17 protein-coding genes are annotated in these 16,425 nt (G+C 62.3%); 10 read left to right on the top strand and 7 right to left on the bottom strand.

The features are described 5' to 3' along the window. Positions 1-172: 172 nt before the first annotated feature. The gene (gene xseA, locus SB753_RS14170) at positions 173-1,552 is read right to left on the bottom strand and encodes an exodeoxyribonuclease VII large subunit (RefSeq protein ID WP_410800458.1); all 1,380 of its coding nucleotides are present in this window, start codon (positions 1,550-1,552) and stop codon (positions 173-175) included. On the opposite strand from xseA, the gene SB753_RS14175 reads away from it, so the two are divergent. The 6 genes from SB753_RS14175 to SB753_RS14200 all read left to right on the top strand — a co-directional run bounded on the left by SB753_RS14175 (position 1,461) and on the right by SB753_RS14200 (position 6,192). Next, entirely contained in the window at positions 1,461-1,733 is a 273-nt protein-coding gene (locus SB753_RS14175) for a hypothetical protein (RefSeq protein ID WP_410800531.1), read from the top strand. The genes xseA and SB753_RS14175 overlap by 92 nt on opposite strands. 390 nt (positions 1,734-2,123) lie before the next feature. Next, positions 2,124-3,140 (top strand): tetraacyldisaccharide 4'-kinase, encoded by a 1,017-nt coding sequence (gene lpxK, locus SB753_RS14180; RefSeq protein ID WP_410800459.1) that lies wholly within the window; start codon positions 2,124-2,126, stop codon positions 3,138-3,140. Continuing rightward, the gene (locus SB753_RS14185) at positions 3,121-3,324 is read left to right on the top strand and encodes a Trm112 family protein (protein ID WP_007180583.1); all 204 of its coding nucleotides are present in this window, start codon (positions 3,121-3,123) and stop codon (positions 3,322-3,324) included. Before lpxK ends, SB753_RS14185 begins: the two co-directional genes overlap by 20 nt. Before the next feature lie 263 nt (positions 3,325-3,587). Beyond that, a complete protein-coding gene (gene kdsB, locus SB753_RS14190) occupies positions 3,588-4,388 on the top strand; it encodes a 3-deoxy-manno-octulosonate cytidylyltransferase (RefSeq protein WP_087752902.1) in 801 nt (266 codons plus the stop codon). 208 nt (positions 4,389-4,596) lie between these two features. Next, positions 4,597-5,262, top strand: a complete 666-nt coding sequence (gene adk / locus SB753_RS14195) for an adenylate kinase (protein ID WP_020069154.1) — start codon at positions 4,597-4,599, stop codon at positions 5,260-5,262. Between the two features lie 171 nt (positions 5,263-5,433). Beyond that, positions 5,434-6,192 carry a 3-hydroxyacyl-CoA dehydrogenase gene (locus SB753_RS14200; RefSeq protein WP_410800460.1) on the top strand — a complete coding sequence of 253 codons (759 nt, stop codon included), beginning with the start codon at positions 5,434-5,436 and terminating at the stop codon, positions 6,190-6,192. A 114-nt stretch (positions 6,193-6,306) separates the two neighbouring features. Here SB753_RS14200 and SB753_RS14205 read toward each other — a convergent pair whose 3' ends face one another. Both SB753_RS14205 and murJ read right to left on the bottom strand, forming a co-directional pair. Then, on the bottom strand, positions 6,307-7,149 hold the full coding sequence (locus SB753_RS14205) for a SirB1 family protein (RefSeq protein WP_027778942.1): 843 nt from the start codon (positions 7,147-7,149) through the stop codon (positions 6,307-6,309). 5 nt (positions 7,150-7,154) lie between these two features. Then, complete coding sequence (murJ, locus tag SB753_RS14210) at positions 7,155-8,705, bottom strand: murein biosynthesis integral membrane protein MurJ (protein WP_410800461.1); 1,551 nt, start codon at positions 8,703-8,705, stop codon at positions 7,155-7,157. Positions 8,706-9,208: 503 nt separating this feature from the next. Between murJ and rpsT the strand changes: the two genes are divergently transcribed. Next, positions 9,209-9,487 (top strand): 30S ribosomal protein S20, encoded by a 279-nt coding sequence (gene rpsT / locus SB753_RS14215; protein ID WP_020069158.1) that lies wholly within the window; start codon positions 9,209-9,211, stop codon positions 9,485-9,487. Positions 9,488-9,670: 183 nt separating this feature from the next. On the opposite strand, the gene SB753_RS14220 is transcribed toward rpsT, so the two are convergent. Next, positions 9,671-10,018: a DUF3579 domain-containing protein gene (locus SB753_RS14220; protein WP_020069159.1), complete on the bottom strand. Its 348-nt coding sequence runs from the start codon at positions 10,016-10,018 to the stop codon at positions 9,671-9,673. 447 nt (positions 10,019-10,465) lie between these two features. Between SB753_RS14220 and argF the strand changes: the two genes are divergently transcribed. Next, positions 10,466-11,395, top strand: a complete 930-nt coding sequence (gene argF, locus SB753_RS14225; protein ID WP_020069160.1) for an ornithine carbamoyltransferase — start codon at positions 10,466-10,468, stop codon at positions 11,393-11,395. A gap of 270 nt (positions 11,396-11,665) precedes the next feature. Next, positions 11,666-12,892, top strand: coding sequence for an argininosuccinate synthase (locus SB753_RS14230; protein ID WP_027778938.1), 1,227 nt, complete (start codon positions 11,666-11,668; stop codon positions 12,890-12,892). A gap of 246 nt (positions 12,893-13,138) precedes the next feature. On the opposite strand, the gene murB is transcribed toward SB753_RS14230, so the two are convergent. Beyond that, entirely contained in the window at positions 13,139-14,194 is a 1,056-nt protein-coding gene (gene murB / locus SB753_RS14235; RefSeq protein WP_410800462.1) for a UDP-N-acetylmuramate dehydrogenase, read from the bottom strand. Positions 14,195-14,368: 174 nt separating this feature from the next. On the opposite strand from murB, the gene SB753_RS14240 reads away from it, so the two are divergent. Continuing rightward, complete coding sequence (locus SB753_RS14240; protein WP_020069163.1) at positions 14,369-14,854, top strand: YajQ family cyclic di-GMP-binding protein; 486 nt, start codon at positions 14,369-14,371, stop codon at positions 14,852-14,854. Between the two features lie 135 nt (positions 14,855-14,989). On the opposite strand, the gene plsY is transcribed toward SB753_RS14240, so the two are convergent. Then, positions 14,990-15,634 carry a glycerol-3-phosphate 1-O-acyltransferase PlsY gene (gene plsY / locus SB753_RS14245; RefSeq protein WP_410800463.1) on the bottom strand — a complete coding sequence of 215 codons (645 nt, stop codon included), beginning with the start codon at positions 15,632-15,634 and terminating at the stop codon, positions 14,990-14,992. A 161-nt stretch (positions 15,635-15,795) separates the two neighbouring features. After that, entirely contained in the window at positions 15,796-16,287 is a 492-nt protein-coding gene (ybaK, locus tag SB753_RS14250; RefSeq protein WP_020069165.1) for a Cys-tRNA(Pro) deacylase, read from the bottom strand. Positions 16,288-16,425: the final 138 nt, after the last annotated feature.

A 16,425-nucleotide genomic window follows, 5' to 3' on the forward strand; every position in this document is an offset into this window, starting at 1 on the left:
CGCTTCAGAGCACTCGATTGTAGGCGACTTGGAATAACCCCGCAAACGAACGGACTTTATATCCGGCATCGGCGAATGGCCTGCAAAACCGCGTAATTACTGCTCGCGTTACACCCGAATTCGCTGCCAGGCACAGTCAAAAGTACGCACGCGGCAAGGTGTCAGCGCAATGTCAGAAACCGTCCGCAAGACGCGGTTGCACATCGGCGAGCGCGACATCAGCGGTGCCTTCTGCGAGATGCACGGTGAGGCGGCGGCCAGGCTTTAACGACGACGGCGCTCGCAACGCACGACCGGTTTGCGCATCGAGCACCGCGGCATAGCCGCGTTCGAGCGTGCGCTGCGGACTCAGCACTTCGAGCCGTGCGGCCAGTGTCGAGATGCGCGCGGCCTGACGCTCATGTTGGCGTAACAGCGCGGCATCGAGCCGCTGCGTGAGATTGTCGAGTTTCGCCTGATGCGCGGCGAGGTCGGGACGCCAGCGCTGCCAACGCATGTGCAGCAACGAAAAACGCGCTCGAGCGTCGCGCACTGGTCGCGCGCCCGCCGACGAAAGCCGCGCGCTCAACTGCTGCAGGTGCATGCGTTGCCGCGCAAGACGCTCGGCTGGCGACACGAGCCGGCGCGCAAGCCAGTCGAGTTGCTGGGCGCGCCGCTCCATCATCCGGCCAAAGCCGCGAGCGAGCGCGGCGTGCCGATGATCGAGTTCGCGCAACAACAGCACGCGTTGGGGGCTGACGAGTTCGGCGGCGCCCGTGGGTGTCGGCGCGCGCATATCGGCGGCGAAATCGGCAATCGTAAAATCGGTCTCGTGACCGACGCCACTGACTACCGGCACCGCGCTTTCGGCAATCGCGCGAGCCACCACTTCTTCGTTGAAGGCCCACAGATCTTCTATGGAACCGCCGCCACGGCATACGATCAACACGTCCACTTCGCGCCGCGCGCTGGCCGCATCGACCATCGCCGCCAGCTTTGCGCTCGCGCCCACGCCTTGCACCGGCGCCGGATAGACAATCACCGGAATATGCGGCGCGCGACGTAACAGCGTTGTAAGGACATCGCGCAGCGCCGCCGCCTGCAACGAGGTGACAATGCCGATTGCGCGCGGATGCGAAGGCAACGCGCGCTTGCGCTCTGCGGCGAAGAGTCCTTCGGCCTCCAGCTGCGCCTTGAGCCGCAGAAACGCTTCGTAAAGACGCCCCTGCCCGGTCCGCCGCACCGCTTCCACATTGAGCTGCAACTCGCCGCGCGGCTCGTACATCGTGACGAGGGCCCGCACTTCGATACGGTCGCCCTCTTTTGGCATGAACTCCGCGTACTGCGCACGGCCGCGGAACATCACGCAACGCATTTGCGCCTGCGCGTCCTTGATTGAAAAGTACCAGTGACCGCTCGCGGCACGCGTGAAATTCGACACTTCTCCCGCGACCCACACGAGCGGAAACGAGCGTTCGAGCATGTTGCCGATCGCTCGGTTCAAAGCGGAAACTGGAACGACGACTTCGCCGCCGGGCAGCGTCGGCGAATTAAAAGAACTATCGGAATTCATGCAAGGAAACCTGTTGGGACTGGCCGGACAGACGATAGACCGAGCAGCCATCGGCGTCCAGCGGGCCGCGCAAATTGTCAAAAGTGTCCACATGTCGGGACTTACCAGGACGATGCCGCCAAAGAGGCCGCAGCACTACGGAAATCCGAACCATCGCGTTGATTTATATGAATTTTACTGATGGGCAATGAGAATGATTGCCGATGCGAAGCGCTTGCAACGGCCCTCGCGGCCCGATGGCGGGGCAGTTCTCCACAAAGTTATCCACAGGCCGCAAATAACCGGCTAAACGAAATGGGGGCGTAGGATCCCGTGCCCGCGACTTGCGGGCCGGGACGCGTGCGCGCTAGAGTGGCGGGTTGCACAGCACAGCACACCCGAGCGGCGCTTAGGCGCGATGTCGACCCGCCTGCGCCCTTTCGCGCTCGACCTGTGCTCAACTCGTGCTCCACACTTCGACCGTCCGGAGAATCGCGTTCATGCCTGTCCCGCGCATTGCCCCTGGCGCCTCCACGCCGCTGCACCTGAACCGACCCGCGAGCGGCGCGCCGCCCGCTCGCCCGCTTTGCCGATGAGCGGAATTTTCGATCGCCTGGAAACGCGGGTTGCCCGCGAGTGGCAACACCGCGGACCGCTCGCATGGTCGCTGACGCCTCTTGCCTGCATGTTCGGCGCAATCGCCGCGATGCGCCGCGCCGCATTCTCACTCGGCTGGCTCAAGTCGGTGCGCGTCTGCGTGCCTGTGGTGGTAGTCGGCAACGTGACCGTCGGCGGCACCGGCAAGACGCCGACAGTGATCGCGCTAGTCGAAGCGTTGCGCGGCGTCGGCTTCAACCCTGGTGTCGTGTCGCGCGGTTACGGCGCACGCGTGAAGACGCCGACGCCGGTGACGCCTGCATCGGCAGCAAGTGTAGGCGGCGACGAGCCACTACTGATCTCGCGCCGCACCGGCGCGCCGGTCTGGGTGTGCCCGGATCGCGTGGCAGCTGCGCAGGCGCTGTGCGCGGCGCATCGGGACGTCGACGTGATTGTCAGCGACGACGGCCTCCAGCACTACCGGCTCGCACGCGACGCCGAACTGGTCGTATTCGATCACCGACTCGGCGGCAACGGTTTTCTGCTGCCGGCAGGACCGCTGCGCGAGCCGCTCTCGCGTCGTCGCGACGCCACGCTGATCAACGACCCGTACGCGAAAACGCTGCCTGCGTGGCCCAACACCTTCTCGCTGCAACTCGCACCGGCCGACGCGTGGCATCTCGAGAATCCCGCGCTGCGCCGTCCGCTCGCGCAGTTCAGCGGCGAGCGGGTGCTGGCAGCCGCGGGCATCGGTGCGCCGGAACGTTTCTTCGCTACGCTGCGTGCTGCGGGCCTTGCGCCTGAAACTCGCGCGCTGCCGGATCACTACGCTTTCGAGCGCAATCCTTTCACCGACGCTGAAGCCGATGCCATCCTGATAACCGAAAAGGATGCGGTAAAATTAGGGTCCTGGCGCGACGCGCGCATCTGGGTCGTTCCCGTGGAAGCCGCGCTCGATCATCGCCTCATTGCATTAGTTGTGGAGAAAGTCCGTGGACGCTCGCCTGCTTGAAATTCTCGTCTGCCCGATCTGCAAGGGCCCGCTCAGCTACGACCGTGCCGCGCAGGAACTGATCTGCAACGCCGACAAGCTCGCATATCCGATCCGCGACGGGATCCCCGTGATGCTGGTCGACGAGGCGCGTCAAACCGTCGAAGGCACGCCGGTCGACCTGAATCCGGGTTCGGTCGCCTAACGCGGGTCAGGCTAGCGAAGGGCATATCACGCAGACCGCGTTTTCGGTCAATGCGAGGCAGCAGGTAGCGCAAACCGCGCCGTGAGCGCGAATGCACGGCGGGCTGGTTTCTGTGCCCGTTGCATTGTCGATCTGCCGCCCACGATGTCGACTACGCGTATCGGCCTTGTCTCGTGCTTTATCTCCTTCGCAAGCCGCGTTTGCTGGCTCAGTCTCACCGCGTCCCTGCTCCCGTCCTCTCTACCCTTGCGCGCATCTCTCCGATGAATCACACCAACCCCGCCACGCCCCCGTTCATCGCCGTCGTGCCCGCGCGTCTGGCGTCGAGCCGATTGCCCAACAAGCCGCTCGCCGATATCGGCGGTAAGCCGATGGTGGTGCGGGTCGCCGAACGCGCACGCGAGTCGGGCGCGCAGCAGGTGTTGATCGCGTCGGACGCGCAGTCGGTGCTCGATGCCGCCAGCGAGCATGGGTTCGACTCCGTGTTGACGCGCGCCGACCATCCGTCGGGCACGGACCGCCTTGCCGAGGTGGCGTCGCAATTCGGCTGGAGCGACGAGACGATCGTCGTCAATGTGCAAGGCGATGAACCGCTGATCGATCCGGCGCTCGTGTGCGGCGTCGCGTCGCACCTCGCGGCACGAAACGACTGCGCGATCGCTACTGCCGCACATCCGATCGTCGACGCGGCGGAGATTTTCAATCCAAACGTGGTCAAGGTCGTGCTCGATGCGCGCGGCGTGGCACTGTACTTCTCGCGCGCGCCGATTCCCTGGGCGCGCGACGCTTATCAGCCGCACTGGCCCGACGTCGCGTCGATGCCCGTGCCGCCCGCGCCCGCGGTGGTTCATCGGCACATCGGGCTGTATGCGTATCGCGCCAAGTTCCTGCGCACGTATCCCGATCTCGCCATCTCGCCTATCGAACAGGTCGAAGCGCTCGAGCAATTGCGCGCGATGTGGCACGGCGAGCGTATCGCGGTCCTGATTACCCCGGAGGTGCCGCTTCCGGGCGTGGACACGCCCGCGGATCTGGCGCGCGTGCGGGCTTTATTCGGGTCTTGAGCGCAAAAACCCATGGCATAATCGGACGCTTGTGCGCGCCTCCCGTTTTATTCGCGAGAGCCTGGGTTTGCCCGGTCGCGCCGTGTGTGTTTCTTGCAGCGCCGTCTTCGACGTGCAGCGCGGGACCAGACGGTAGCCGACGCGGGTCCCTCGCCCTCGTGGGATGCCTGCAGCGCCCCAAAGAATTCACATAGATCTGGAGATACACATGCGTTTGATCCTTTTGGGTGCGCCCGGCGCGGGTAAAGGCACTCAGGCAAACTTCATCAAGGAAAAATTCGGCATTCCGCAAATTTCCACCGGTGACATGCTGCGTGCGGCCGTCAAAGCTGGCACACCTCTCGGCCTGGAAGCAAAGCGCTTTATGGACGCAGGTGAACTGGTCACAGACGAATTGATCATCAACCTGGTGAAAGAGCGTCTGCAACAACCGGACTGCGCCAACGGCTATCTGTTCGACGGCTTTCCGCGCACCATTCCGCAAGCTGAGGCGATGAAGCAGGCAGGCGTCGCGATCGACTATGTGCTGGAAATCGACGTGCCGTTCGACGAGATCATCGTACGTATGAGCGGCCGCCGCTCGCACGCGGCGTCGGGCCGCACATATCACGTCAAGTTCAACCCGCCGAAGGTCGAAGGAATCGACGACGTCACCGGCGAGCCGCTGATCCAGCGCGAGGACGACAAGGAAGAAACGGTCAAGAAGCGTCTGCAAGTGTATGAAGCGCAGACCAAGCCGTTGATCGACTATTACAACGGTTGGGCGAAGAACGGCGACGCAAGCACGCCGCTGCGGGCACCGCAATACCGTCGCATTTCGGGCCTCGGCACGGTCGAGGAAATCCGTGACCGCGTGTTTGACGCGCTAAAGTAATCGGCCTCCTAGCATTCGCTGACACAGAAAACCCGCCCCTTTCGGCGGGTTTTTTATTGCGTTTCCGCACGGACGTTTTTATTTGATCTCCGCCCATTGCGTTGTGGGATTATCAATAATCGAAAGCCGATCCAATCTGACTTACCTACCATATCGAGCAAAGGAGGAAACATGGAGATTCGCGACAACGTATTCCTGATCACCGGCGGTGCATCGGGTCTCGGGGCCGCCACCGCGCGCCTTCTCGCGGAGAACGGCGGCAAGGTCGTGCTGGCCGACCTCAATCAGGATGCCGGCGAGGCCCTTGCCAAAGAACTCGGCGGCATTTTCGTCAAATGCGACGTGAGCCGCGAAGACGACGCGACGCAAGCGGTTAACGCTGCAACGAAGCTGGGCACGCTGCGCGGCCTCGTGAATTGCGCGGGTGTTGCACCCGCTGTCAAAACCGTCGGCAAAGATGGCCCGCATCCGCTCGACTCGTTCACGCGCACGATCTCGATCAACCTGATCGGCACGTTCAACATGATCCGGCTCGCGGCTACGGCCATGTCGAAGAACGAGCCGAACGCCAACGGCGAACGCGGCGTGATCATCAATACCGCCTCGGTCGCCGCATACGACGGTCAGATCGGTCAGGCGGCTTACGCGGCGTCGAAGGGCGGCGTGGTCGGCATGACCCTGCCTATCGCGCGCGACCTGTCGCGCAATGCGATCCGCGTCATGACGATCGCGCCGGGCATCTTCGAAACGCCGATGCTGCTCGGCATGCCGCAAGAGGTGCAGGACGCGCTCGGCGCAATGGTGCCGTTCCCGCCGCGCCTCGGAAAGCCGGCGGAATACGCCATGCTTGCCAAGCAGATTTTCGATAATCCGATGCTCAATGGCGAAGTGATCCGTCTTGACGGCGCCATTCGCATGCAGCCGAAGTAACAACCGCCTGCGCCGCGAATTCGGGCGGCGACAACGAAAAACGCCTGCACATGACGCATGTGCAGGCGTTTTATTTTCAAGCGCTCGCGAGCGCCGTTCGCTATTTGCTGTCTGCTAGTCGCGATCGTTATGCTGCGTGCGCTGACGCAGCTCCTGCAACTGCGACTCGACGACCGTGGCGTCTTCGGCATCCGGGCGCTCGCCCAGATAGCGTTCGAGGTCTTCGAGCGCCGGGCGCAGATAGTCGAGACGCGCGTACGCGAATCCGCGGTCGCGAATCTCTTCGATACTCTCGGGCAGCAAAATCGCGAGGCGCTGCTGGACGGCAAGCAGGCGCTGCCAGCGCTCCGTCTGCAGATACGTGGACTTCAGATTGCGCAACATACGCGCGATGATTTCGCGTCGCGTGGCCGGCTGCAGCAGCATGCGCAGCGCTCTGCTCACCGATTCTCCAGCCGAAGCGACATACGGCTCCAGCATGTCGACCATTTCCGACTCCGACAGCGAATGTCCGCTGGTGGGATCGAGCATCACGTCGCCGTCAGGTGTCGTTACGCGTAGCAGGAAGTGTCCGGGAAACGACACGCCGCGCGCCGGGATGCCAACCTGCTCCGCCATCTCCAGATAAAGGACGGCCAGCGAAATCGGAATGCCGCGGCGACGCTTGAGCACCGCGTTCAGGTGGCTGTTGTCCGGGTCGTAATAGTCGTTCAGATTGCTCGCGAATCCGAGCTCGCGGAAGAAAAACCGGTTCAAAACGCCGACCTTTTGACGGATATCGGCGTCCTCCGGCATGCGGCGCTGCAGGCGCACCACGAGTTCGTCGATCTCGGCCAGCGTGCCTTGCAAGTCGAGGTCGGGGTAAGCATCTTGCGCGAGCGAGAGCGCCGCCTCGGTCAGCGGCAAGCTTTCGTCTTCTGCGACGAGCGTGCTGAAATAGTCGAGAACCCGCGTCATCGTAATCACTTCACTCGCCTTTTGAAATACGCGTATTTGAAGCCCATCAGCCAAAGCATACCGAAATATAGCGCGGCGAACAGCACGAGGCAGGCGCCCAGCAGCGCGATACGGTCGATCGGCCGGTCATGCATGCCGATCCAGTCGAAGCTCTGAGCGAGCCAATGCATCAGGCCGGCCAGCACGAGGCACGCACCGAGCAACTGCACGAAAAACTTGAGCCAGCCGCTCGACGGCATGTAGATACCGCGCTTGCGCAATCCGAGAAACAACAACAGCGCGTTGCCGCAAGCCCCGAGCCCGACACTCAGCGTGAGCCCTGCATGCGCGAAAATCGGCACGAACACATAGTTGCTCAACTGCGTGAGGACCAGCACGCCGATGCCGATTTTCACCGGCGTCTTGATGTCCTGCTTCGCGTAAAAGCCCGGCGCGAGAATCTTGATCAGAATCAGGCCGATCAGGCCAACGCCGTAGGCGGCAAGCGCACGCCCCACCATGACGACCGAGTTGCCGTCGAACTTGCCATAGTGGAACAGCGTGGCCGTCAACGGCTCGGCGAAGAAGAAGAGCGCGACTGCGCTTGGCGCGGCCAGCAGGAACGTGACGCGCAAGCCCCAGTCGAGCAGCGACGAATATTCGTGAGGGTCGGCGTCGACATGCGCCTTCGAGAGACTTGGCAGCAGGATCGTGCCAAGCGCCACCCCGAGCAACGCGGTTGGGAATTCCATCAGCCGGTCGGCGTAGTTGATCCACGAGACGACGCCCGGCCCGATGCGCGACGCGATGTTCGTGTTGATGATGAGGCTGATCTGCGCGACGGACACAGCGAACATCGCCGGCACCATCTTCGAAAGCACGCGCTTCACGCCGCGATGCGCGAGCGCGCGAACCGGATTGAGGCCGATGCGCGGCACCATGTCGATCTTTTTCAGACCGGGCAACTGCACGAGGAACTGCAACAGACCGCCCACGATCACGGCCCACGCGAGCGCATAGACCGGCGTGTGCATTCGCGGCGCAAAGAACACCGCGGCGACGATGAACGCGACGTTGAGCAAAACCGGCGCGAACGCGGGCAGCGAAAAGTTCTTGTACGTGTTCAGAACGCTCGACGCGAGAGACGTGAGCGAAATGAAGATGATGTACGGGAACATGATGCGGGTCATCGTGACCGCGAGCGCGTAGGCCTGACCTTCGTGAGCGAGACCCGAGGCAACCACGAATACGACGCCCGACGCACCCAGGACGCCGATCAGCGACAGCACGGCGAGCGCCCAGGCGAGCACCGTCGAAGTAGCGTCGACGAGCGCCTTGGTGGCGTCGTGCCCCTGCTGGTTCTTGAACTCGGCGAGGATCGGCACGAAGGCCTGCGAGAACGCGCCTTCGGCAGAAATGCGGCGCAGCAGATTTGGAATTCGGAAGGCGACGTAGAACGCGTCAGTGTATTGACTGGCGCCGAACGCGCGGGCGATCAGCGTTTCGCGGGCCAGTCCGGTCACGCGCGACAACAGCGTGAAGCCGCTGACCGTCAGCAGGGCTCGGAATAGATTCATGGGGCGCTTATTATAAGGGTGCCGCAGATGCGGACGACGAGCCGGAAGCGATTCGGACCGATTTACCCGGCAGACGTTCGCGGCGCGGCGGCGAATTGCATCGTTTTTTGTTGCCCCGCGCACGGGCGGTTGAAAATGACGCACGTCCGCGGACAGCGTTGGGGCCTCGGGTCACGGAGATCCTGCCGACCAAGGCGCGGCACGCAGGCAGCGCATTCCCGTTGCCACGTCCATGATTTTGTTGCTATAATCGCCGGTTTCGAAGCTCGCTCAGTTCGCGGACGGCTTCCGGATAGGGCTGAGGCTGGCACCAGGTTATCTGCTACCAGTCTGCAATACGCCGGAACATGGCGCCGCAAACATCGGCCCGCCTTCGCGTAGTTCGACCGTTTTTCGACACTTTTGCGCTCTTGGGCAATCGCTTCCAAGAGTTCGGATCTAAAAGCAGCGCCTCACCACTTGAAGGTCAGGTACTGGAAACAGGAACAGGATAAGGAACCGTCATGGCTAACTCCGCACAAGCACGCAAGCGCGCCCGCCAGGCCGCCAAGGCAAACTCGCACAACTCGGCACTGCGCTCGAAGTTCCGCACGGCTATCAAGGCAGTGCGCAAGGCGATCGACGCCGGCGACAAGGCCAAGGCCGCTGAAATCTTCCAGGCATCGTCGAAGACCATCGACATCATCGCCGACAAGAAAATCGTTCACAAAAACAAGGCAGCTCGCCATAAGAGCCGCCTCGCCGCAGCCATCAAGGGTCTGCAGGCGTCCGCAGCACAGTAATTCCGGTCAGCCCGCCTCGGCGGGCTACCTCCTGTTTCCGCTGCGCATGAAAGCCCGCTTTGGCGGGCTTTTTTGTTGGCTGCGCGAGACTAGAGAAGGGCTCGCGGCTCTGCCCCAACGCCGACACAAAAAAACCCGCGAGCAGCGGGTTTTTTGCATTCTGAAAAGCCAGCGCAGGGCGCCTCAAATGAAGTGTCGTTTGGTTTGCGGCGGCGGAGCATGCTCGAGTTCGAGTTCGCACGCTTCGGTCACCACGAGGTCGTTGTCTTTCGCGAAGTTCATGACGAAGTCGAACGCCATGGGCTCGATGTCCCGCAAGCGCGAATCGAGAATCACGCACTTGAGGTCGCCAATCATGGTTGGCCGGACGTACACCGAGTACTGCATGTAGGCGTGCGGACCTTTCCGCGCACCCGGCCCGAAAGATGACATCACACCCGCGAGCCGCTCCGACCAGTCGCTCGGCCGGAATTTCTTTCCCGTCGACGTGATGCCCTGAATGAAATATTCGGTTGGAGCTGCTTCGGCCATGTAGGAATACCTGTGTGACTGCCCAGCGGACGACGGCGACAGCAAGCGATAAAACGGATTTCGAAACCCTGAGCCTCGCGTGTGAGCCGCTCCAGAGCGCCGCGCCGGCGGAGACCGTGAGGCGGGCTGAGCCGCTGTGAGCACGTGGAGACGGCGCACCGCGAACTGCCCTTCCGAACCGCGCGAGCCATACGAGCCGTGCCCCCGCCGAAGCGAAGCACCGGCCTGCTGGGCCTTGGAATAACCCGCAGATTATAGCGCAGCAGGCCTTTTTCCGCACTGCACACAAGCTCGTTCCGACAGCACACCGAACCTTTCGAAGCGCTTTTCCGGCCTTTTCGCCGACTCGTCAAATGAGGCGAAATCCTTTATGCTGCATTGAGTTACCACATAACGACGGCGGCGCCGTCCGGCAATCCTGCCGGGTGAGACCGCCGTATTTGTTTCATGACCGCCAAGAAAATTCGCCACTATCTGCAGTTCAAGGATTTCTCGCTAGACGACTACGAGTACGTGCTGGAGCGCGCGCGAATTCTGAAGCGCAAGTTCAAGAACTACGAGACTTACCATCCGCTGCACGACCGCACGCTGGCGATGATCTTCGAAAAGAATTCGACTCGCACACGCCTCTCGTTCGAAGCCGGTATTTTCCAGTTGGGCGGCCATGCCGTCTTCATGAGCACGCGCGACACGCAATTGGGTCGCGGCGAACCGATCGAAGACGCAGCGCAAGTGATCTCGCGCATGGTCGATATCATCATGATCCGCACGTTCGGTCAGGACATTATTCAGCGCTTTGCCGAAAATTCGCGCGTGCCGGTGATCAACGGTCTCACAAACGAATATCACCCGTGCCAGGTGCTGGCCGACATTTTCACGTACTTCGAGCATCGCGGCCCGATTCGCGGAAAAACGGTTGCGTGGGTCGGGGACGCCAATAACATGCTGTACACATGGATTGAAGCCGCGCAGATTCTCGGCTTCAAGCTGCGCCTGTCCACGCCGCCGGGTTACAAGCTCGACCGCGCGTTGGTCGCAGCGGAGAGCGCGCCGTTCTTCCAGGAGTTCGACGATCCGAACGAAGCTTGTGCAGGTGCCGATCTGGTCACTACCGACGTGTGGACCAGCATGGGCTTCGAAGCAGAGAACGAAGCGCGCAAGAAGGCCTTTGCCGATTGGTGCGTCGACGCGGAGATGATGTCGCGCGCCAATGCGGACGCCCTCTTCATGCACTGCCTGCCAGCCCACCGCGGCGAAGAGGTGAGCGCGGAAGTGATCGACGGCCCGCAAAGCGTCGTGTGGGACGAGGCCGAAAACCGTCTCCACGTGCAGAAGGCGTTGATGGAATATCTGCTGCTGGGCAAGCTCAATCACTGAGCCGACTGCTTTGCAGCCACTGCGTGAGGCGCGACCGCGCGTCGACTGCGCGGCAAGGCATCGGCGCCGGGGCCTCGCACAGCACCCAATGCGCCGCTGCACTTCCAGTCGACAATCAGGCCGCAAGTGAGCGCGCAAATGCGCCGCCACTCGGTCGCAGAAGCCGCAAAATGCGGCCACGCAGCCGTTTAGTGTCAAAATAGTTGTTTTCCGCGCTCCGGGACCGCCGGCGCGCCTTGTTTTCCCGCTTTTTCCAGCTACGAGTTCACCATGAGCGATATCAAGAAAGTCGTGCTCGCCTATTCGGGCGGCCTCGACACCTCCGTCATCCTGAAGTGGTTGCAGGACAACTACGACGCCGAAGTCGTCACGTTCACGGCCGACATCGGCCAGGGCGAAGAGCTGGAACCGGCGCGCAAGAAGGCACTGCAACTCGGCATCAAGCAGGAAAACATCTTCATTGAAGACCTGCGCGAAGAATTTGTGCGCGACTTCGTGTTCCCGATGTTCCGCGCGAACACGATTTACGAAGGCGAGTACCTGCTGGGCACGTCGATCGCGCGTCCGCTGATTGCCAAGCGTCAGATCGAAATCGCGCGCGCCACCGGCGCGGAGGCGGTGTCGCATGGCGCAACCGGAAAGGGCAACGACCAGGTTCGGTTCGAACTCGGCTACTACGCGCTCGAGCCGGGCATCAAGGTGATCGCGCCGTGGCGTGAATGGGATCTGCTGTCACGCGAAAAGCTGCTCGCCTATGCGGAAAAAGCTGGCATTCCGATCGAAATGAAGCACAAGCAAGGCGGCGCGCCGTATTCGATGGACGCGAACCTGTTGCACATCTCGTTCGAAGGCCGTCATCTGGAAGACCCGAAAGCGGAAGCCGAAGCCGACATGTGGCGTTGGACCGTGTCGCCCGAACAGGCGCCGGATCAGGCCGAATACGTCGATATCGAATACGAGCACGGCGACCCGGTCGCGCTGAACGGCAAGCGCCTCTCGGCGGCGGAAATGCTCACCGAGTTGAACCGTCTCGGCGGCAAGCACGGCATTGGCCGTCTCGACCTGGTGGAAAACCGCTATGTCGGCATGAAGTCGCGCGGCTGCTATGAAACGCCGGGCGGCACGATCATGTTGAAGGCGCACCGCGGCATCGAGTCGATTACGCTCGACCGTGAAGTCGCGCACCTGAAAGACGACCTGATGGCCCGCTACGCGTCGCTGATTTATAACGGCTACTGGTGGAGCCCGGAGCGTCGCGCGATTCAGGTGCTGATCGACCACACGCAGGAGAAAGTCAACGGCTGGGTGCGCGTGAAGCTGTACAAGGGCAGCGTGTCGGTGGTCGCTCGCGATTCGAAGGAAACGCTGTTCGACAAGACCATTGCAACGTTCGACGACGACGGCGGCGCCTACAATCAGGCCGACGCCGGCGGCTTCATCAAGCTGAACGCTTTGCGTATGCGCATCGCCGAGAACGCCCGCCGTCAGCGCGGCTAAGCCGCAAGCTCCGGCGACGGCCACTTCGCGCCGTGTGAAGTTCAGCGCCGAGACATGCACTGGGCGGCGCACGGTAGCGGACGGCGACGACCTGAGCCGCGATCGACGCGTGATGTGCTAAAGCGCGGCTGACGCCGCAACGCAGGCATACAAAAAGGCGCCGGGGCCAAAAAGCCCCGGCGCCTTTATTTTTTCCTTACCGTCAGACAGTCCTCGGCTCGCCAGAACGGCTTACGCCGCCCGTAATCACACGCAAACGGGCTCGGCTTCAAGTTCGACGCCAAATCTCGCCTGCACATCGCGTTGAATTGCTCGTGCAAGCGCCAGCACATCCGCCCCACTCGCACCGCCACGATTGACCAGCACCAGCGCCTGGCGCTCGTGAACGCCGGCGGCGCCCAGCGCACGGCCCTTCCACCCGCAACGGTCGATCATCCACCCTGCCGCAAGTTTCACGCGCCCGTCGGGCTGCGCGTAGGAAATCACGTCCGGCTCGCTGCTTTTCAGCGCCTCGAACTGCGCGGCGTCTATCACCGGATTCTTGAAGAAGCTCCCTGCGTTACCCAGTTCAAGCGGATCGGGCAATTTGGCGCGCCGCACCGCGACGACGGCGTCGAAGATCGCCTTTGCGCCGGGCTGCTCGCCATTGGCGGCATAGCCGCTCGCGGCGAGTTCACGCGCCAGGTCTGCATAACCCGCGCGCGGTTGCCACACCTTCGGCAAACGGAAAACGACCGACGTGATCACGAAACGATCGCGTCCTTCGCGCTTGAAAAAGCTGTCGCGGTAGCCGAACGCGCAGGCCTGCGCATCGAACTCGACCGTCTTGCCGGACGCAAGCTCGACGGCCCGCAGCGACGCGAAGCGCTCGCACATCTCGAGGCCGTACGCGCCGATGTTCTGGATCGGCGCCGCGCCCACCGTCCCGGGAATCAGCGCAAGATTTTCGAGACCGGGTAGCCCTTGAGCGAGAGTCCACGCAACAAAGTCGTGCCACGGTTCGCCGGCCGCCGCTTCGACATACACGGCGTCGGCGTCTTCGCGCACGATCCGGCGCCCGCGCAAGGCCACAAGCAGCACCAGTCCAGCGAAATCGTCTGTCAGCACGACATTGCTGCCGCCGCCGAGCACGAGACGCGGTAAGCCGGCCGCGCGCGGGTCGCGCACTGCGGGGAGCAATTGCGCTTCGCGCTCGATGCGGCAAGCCCACTGCGAGCGGACATCGAAGCCGAAAGTGTTGTGGGCCTTGAGCGGATAGCCGGCAACGAACTCGGCGGAATCGGCGGAATCGGTGTGAGACATTGGATGAGAACTATCGGGCGACGAGCCGAAAACGGCTTCGGGCTGCGGCCGCGCGGCGGCCTTAGGCAAATGGGGGCGGCGTCGGTAAAATGACATCGGTCCGTGATTATAGCGAGTGCCACACGACGAGCCGACCGGCTGCGTCGCGCACCGCCGCACTATTGGGAGAATGCAATGCCATCGTTTGACGTCGTCTGCGAAGCGAACATGATCGAAGTCAAGAACGCGATCGAGCAGTCCAACAAGGAAATCTCAACCCGCTTCGACTTCAAAGGGTCCGACGCGCGCGTCGAACACAAGGAAAACGAAATCACCGCCTATGCGGACGATGACTTCAAGCTGGGCCAGGTGAAAGACGTGCTGCTGTCGAAAATGGCGAAGCGCAACGTGGACGTACGCTTTCTCGACTACGGCAAGATCGAGAAAATCGGCGGCGACAAGGTCAAGCAGGTCATCAAGATCAAGAAAGGCGTGTCCGGCGATCTGTCGAAGAAAATCGTGCGACTCGTGAAGGACAGCAAGATCAAGGTTCAGGCGAGCATTCAGGGCGACGCGGTTCGCGTCACCGGAACAAAGCGCGACGATTTGCAAAGCGTGATCGCGATGTTGCGCAAGGACGTGACCGACACGCCGCTCGACTTCAACAACTTCCGCGACTGAGCGTTTGTTCAAGAAGCGCCACGGCGCGTAAGCCATGGCGGGCGCTGCAGCGGCGAGCGCATTGCAAACGCAAGCAACAGTTGCAAAGGCATGGCACCCGCAGGACGCAGCCGCGCGCGGCCGCAACCCAGCCGCTCAACGATCCTCGCCCGCCCCTGCGCTCGCAGCCGCAGCCGCCTTTTTCTTGTCGCCGATGCGGCTTTCCTCGCCGCGCATCAGCTTGGCGATGTTGCCGCGATGACGCCACACGAGCAGCGAGCTCATCACCACAATCGCCAGCGCAATGATGTGCGGCCCGAACAGGAAGCCGTCGAAGATCGGCGCGAATACTGCCGCCGCCAACGCGGCGAGCGACGAGTAGCGCGTGAAGAACGCCACGATCAGCCACGTCAGCAGCGTTGCCACGCCCAGGATCGGGTTGATCGCGAGCAGCACGCCGGCTGCCGTCGCCACGCCCTTGCCGCCCTTGAAGCGGAAGAACACCGGATACAGGTGGCCCAGAAACACGGCGACGCACGCAATCGCCACCGACGTATCGTCGAGCCCGTAACGGGCGCCGAAATGCACGACGAACCACACCGGCAGCCAGCCTTTGAACGCGTCGCCGATCAACGTCAGGATCGCGGCCTTCTTGCTGCCGCTGCGCAATACATTCGTCGCACCGGGGTTGCCCGAGCCGTAGGAGCGCGGGTCGTCGAGCCCCATCGCGGCGCTCACGATCACGGCGAACGACACCGAACCGATCAGGTAGGCAACGACAGCAACGATCAGGTTTAGCATCTGTGACTCTTAAAAGGATCGGCGGTCTGCAACTGGATACCTCAACCGCTCGGGGAACGAAAATCGCAACGGAACGTGACGCAATGCAGCGGACCAAAGAGGCGGACCGAGCGGCGCACATTCTACCGAACGCGCGCTCGCTACGAACATTCAAGCAAACGTCAATCGACGCTCGCGCACTGCACCGGCTTCGCTGCCAGCAGGTCGGTGAGCACCTTCGGCTCGATGCTGATGAGAAAGCCGCGCCGGCCGCCGTTCAGCCAGATTCTGTCCATCTCGAGAATGCTCGACTCCACATACACCGGCATCTGCTTGCGCGTGCCGAACGGCGAGGTTCCGCCGATCAGATAGCCGGAATGACGATTCGCCACTTCGGGCTTGCACGGCTCGACGCGCTTCGCGCCAATCTGCCGTGCGAGGTTCTTGGTACTGACAGTACGGTCGCCATGCATGAGGACGATGAGCGGCTTGGCATGCTCGTCTTCCATGACGAGTGTTTTCACCACATGATGTTCGTCCACGCCCAGCTGGCGCGCCGATTCACCTGTGCCGCCATGCTCGACATAATCGTATGGATGCTCGCCGAAAACGACGCCGTGACGGCGCAGGAACTGCGTAGCAGGCGTTTCGGACACGTGTCTGGATTTGCTCATCGGCGCATTGTAATGGCGAGTTTGCACAACGGCTATTTGCCGAATGGTCAATTGTGCGGCTCGATGCATTGTGGCACGATCGTTCGAAAATCTTCCGGCGCGACGCACGCCGGGCACGCAATCGCATTCAGGAGACGC

Origin of the sequence: Paraburkholderia sp. SIMBA_053, assembly GCF_046534895.1 — a bacterium.
Lineage (GTDB): Bacteria > Pseudomonadota > Gammaproteobacteria > Burkholderiales > Burkholderiaceae > Paraburkholderia > Paraburkholderia caledonica.

Bases quoted from the DNA above. Each gene is read 5' to 3' on its own strand.
- SB753_RS14175 (WP_410800531.1), top strand. From the start codon at position 1,461: ATGTTGCCGATCGCTCGGTTCAAAGCGGAAACTGGAACGACGACTTCG.
- xseA (WP_410800458.1), bottom strand. From the start codon at position 1,552: ATGAATTCCGATAGTTCTTTTAATTCGCCGACGCTGCCCGGCGGCGAA.
- lpxK (WP_410800459.1), top strand. From the start codon at position 2,124: ATGAGCGGAATTTTCGATCGCCTGGAAACGCGGGTTGCCCGCGAGTGG.
- kdsB (WP_087752902.1), top strand. From the start codon at position 3,588: ATGAATCACACCAACCCCGCCACGCCCCCGTTCATCGCCGTCGTGCCC.
- adk (WP_020069154.1), top strand. From the start codon at position 4,597: ATGCGTTTGATCCTTTTGGGTGCGCCCGGCGCGGGTAAAGGCACTCAG.
- SB753_RS14200 (WP_410800460.1), top strand. From the start codon at position 5,434: ATGGAGATTCGCGACAACGTATTCCTGATCACCGGCGGTGCATCGGGT.
- SB753_RS14205 (WP_027778942.1), bottom strand. From the start codon at position 7,149: ATGACGCGGGTTCTCGACTATTTCAGCACGCTCGTCGCAGAAGACGAA.
- murJ (WP_410800461.1), bottom strand. From the start codon at position 8,705: ATGAATCTATTCCGAGCCCTGCTGACGGTCAGCGGCTTCACGCTGTTG.
- rpsT (WP_020069158.1), top strand. From the start codon at position 9,209: ATGGCTAACTCCGCACAAGCACGCAAGCGCGCCCGCCAGGCCGCCAAG.
- SB753_RS14220 (WP_020069159.1), bottom strand. From the start codon at position 10,018: ATGGCCGAAGCAGCTCCAACCGAATATTTCATTCAGGGCATCACGTCG.
- argF (WP_020069160.1), top strand. From the start codon at position 10,466: ATGACCGCCAAGAAAATTCGCCACTATCTGCAGTTCAAGGATTTCTCG.
- SB753_RS14230 (WP_027778938.1), top strand. From the start codon at position 11,666: ATGAGCGATATCAAGAAAGTCGTGCTCGCCTATTCGGGCGGCCTCGAC.
- murB (WP_410800462.1), bottom strand. From the start codon at position 14,194: ATGTCTCACACCGATTCCGCCGATTCCGCCGAGTTCGTTGCCGGCTAT.
- SB753_RS14240 (WP_020069163.1), top strand. From the start codon at position 14,369: ATGCCATCGTTTGACGTCGTCTGCGAAGCGAACATGATCGAAGTCAAG.
- plsY (WP_410800463.1), bottom strand. From the start codon at position 15,634: ATGCTAAACCTGATCGTTGCTGTCGTTGCCTACCTGATCGGTTCGGTG.
- ybaK (WP_020069165.1), bottom strand. From the start codon at position 16,287: ATGAGCAAATCCAGACACGTGTCCGAAACGCCTGCTACGCAGTTCCTG.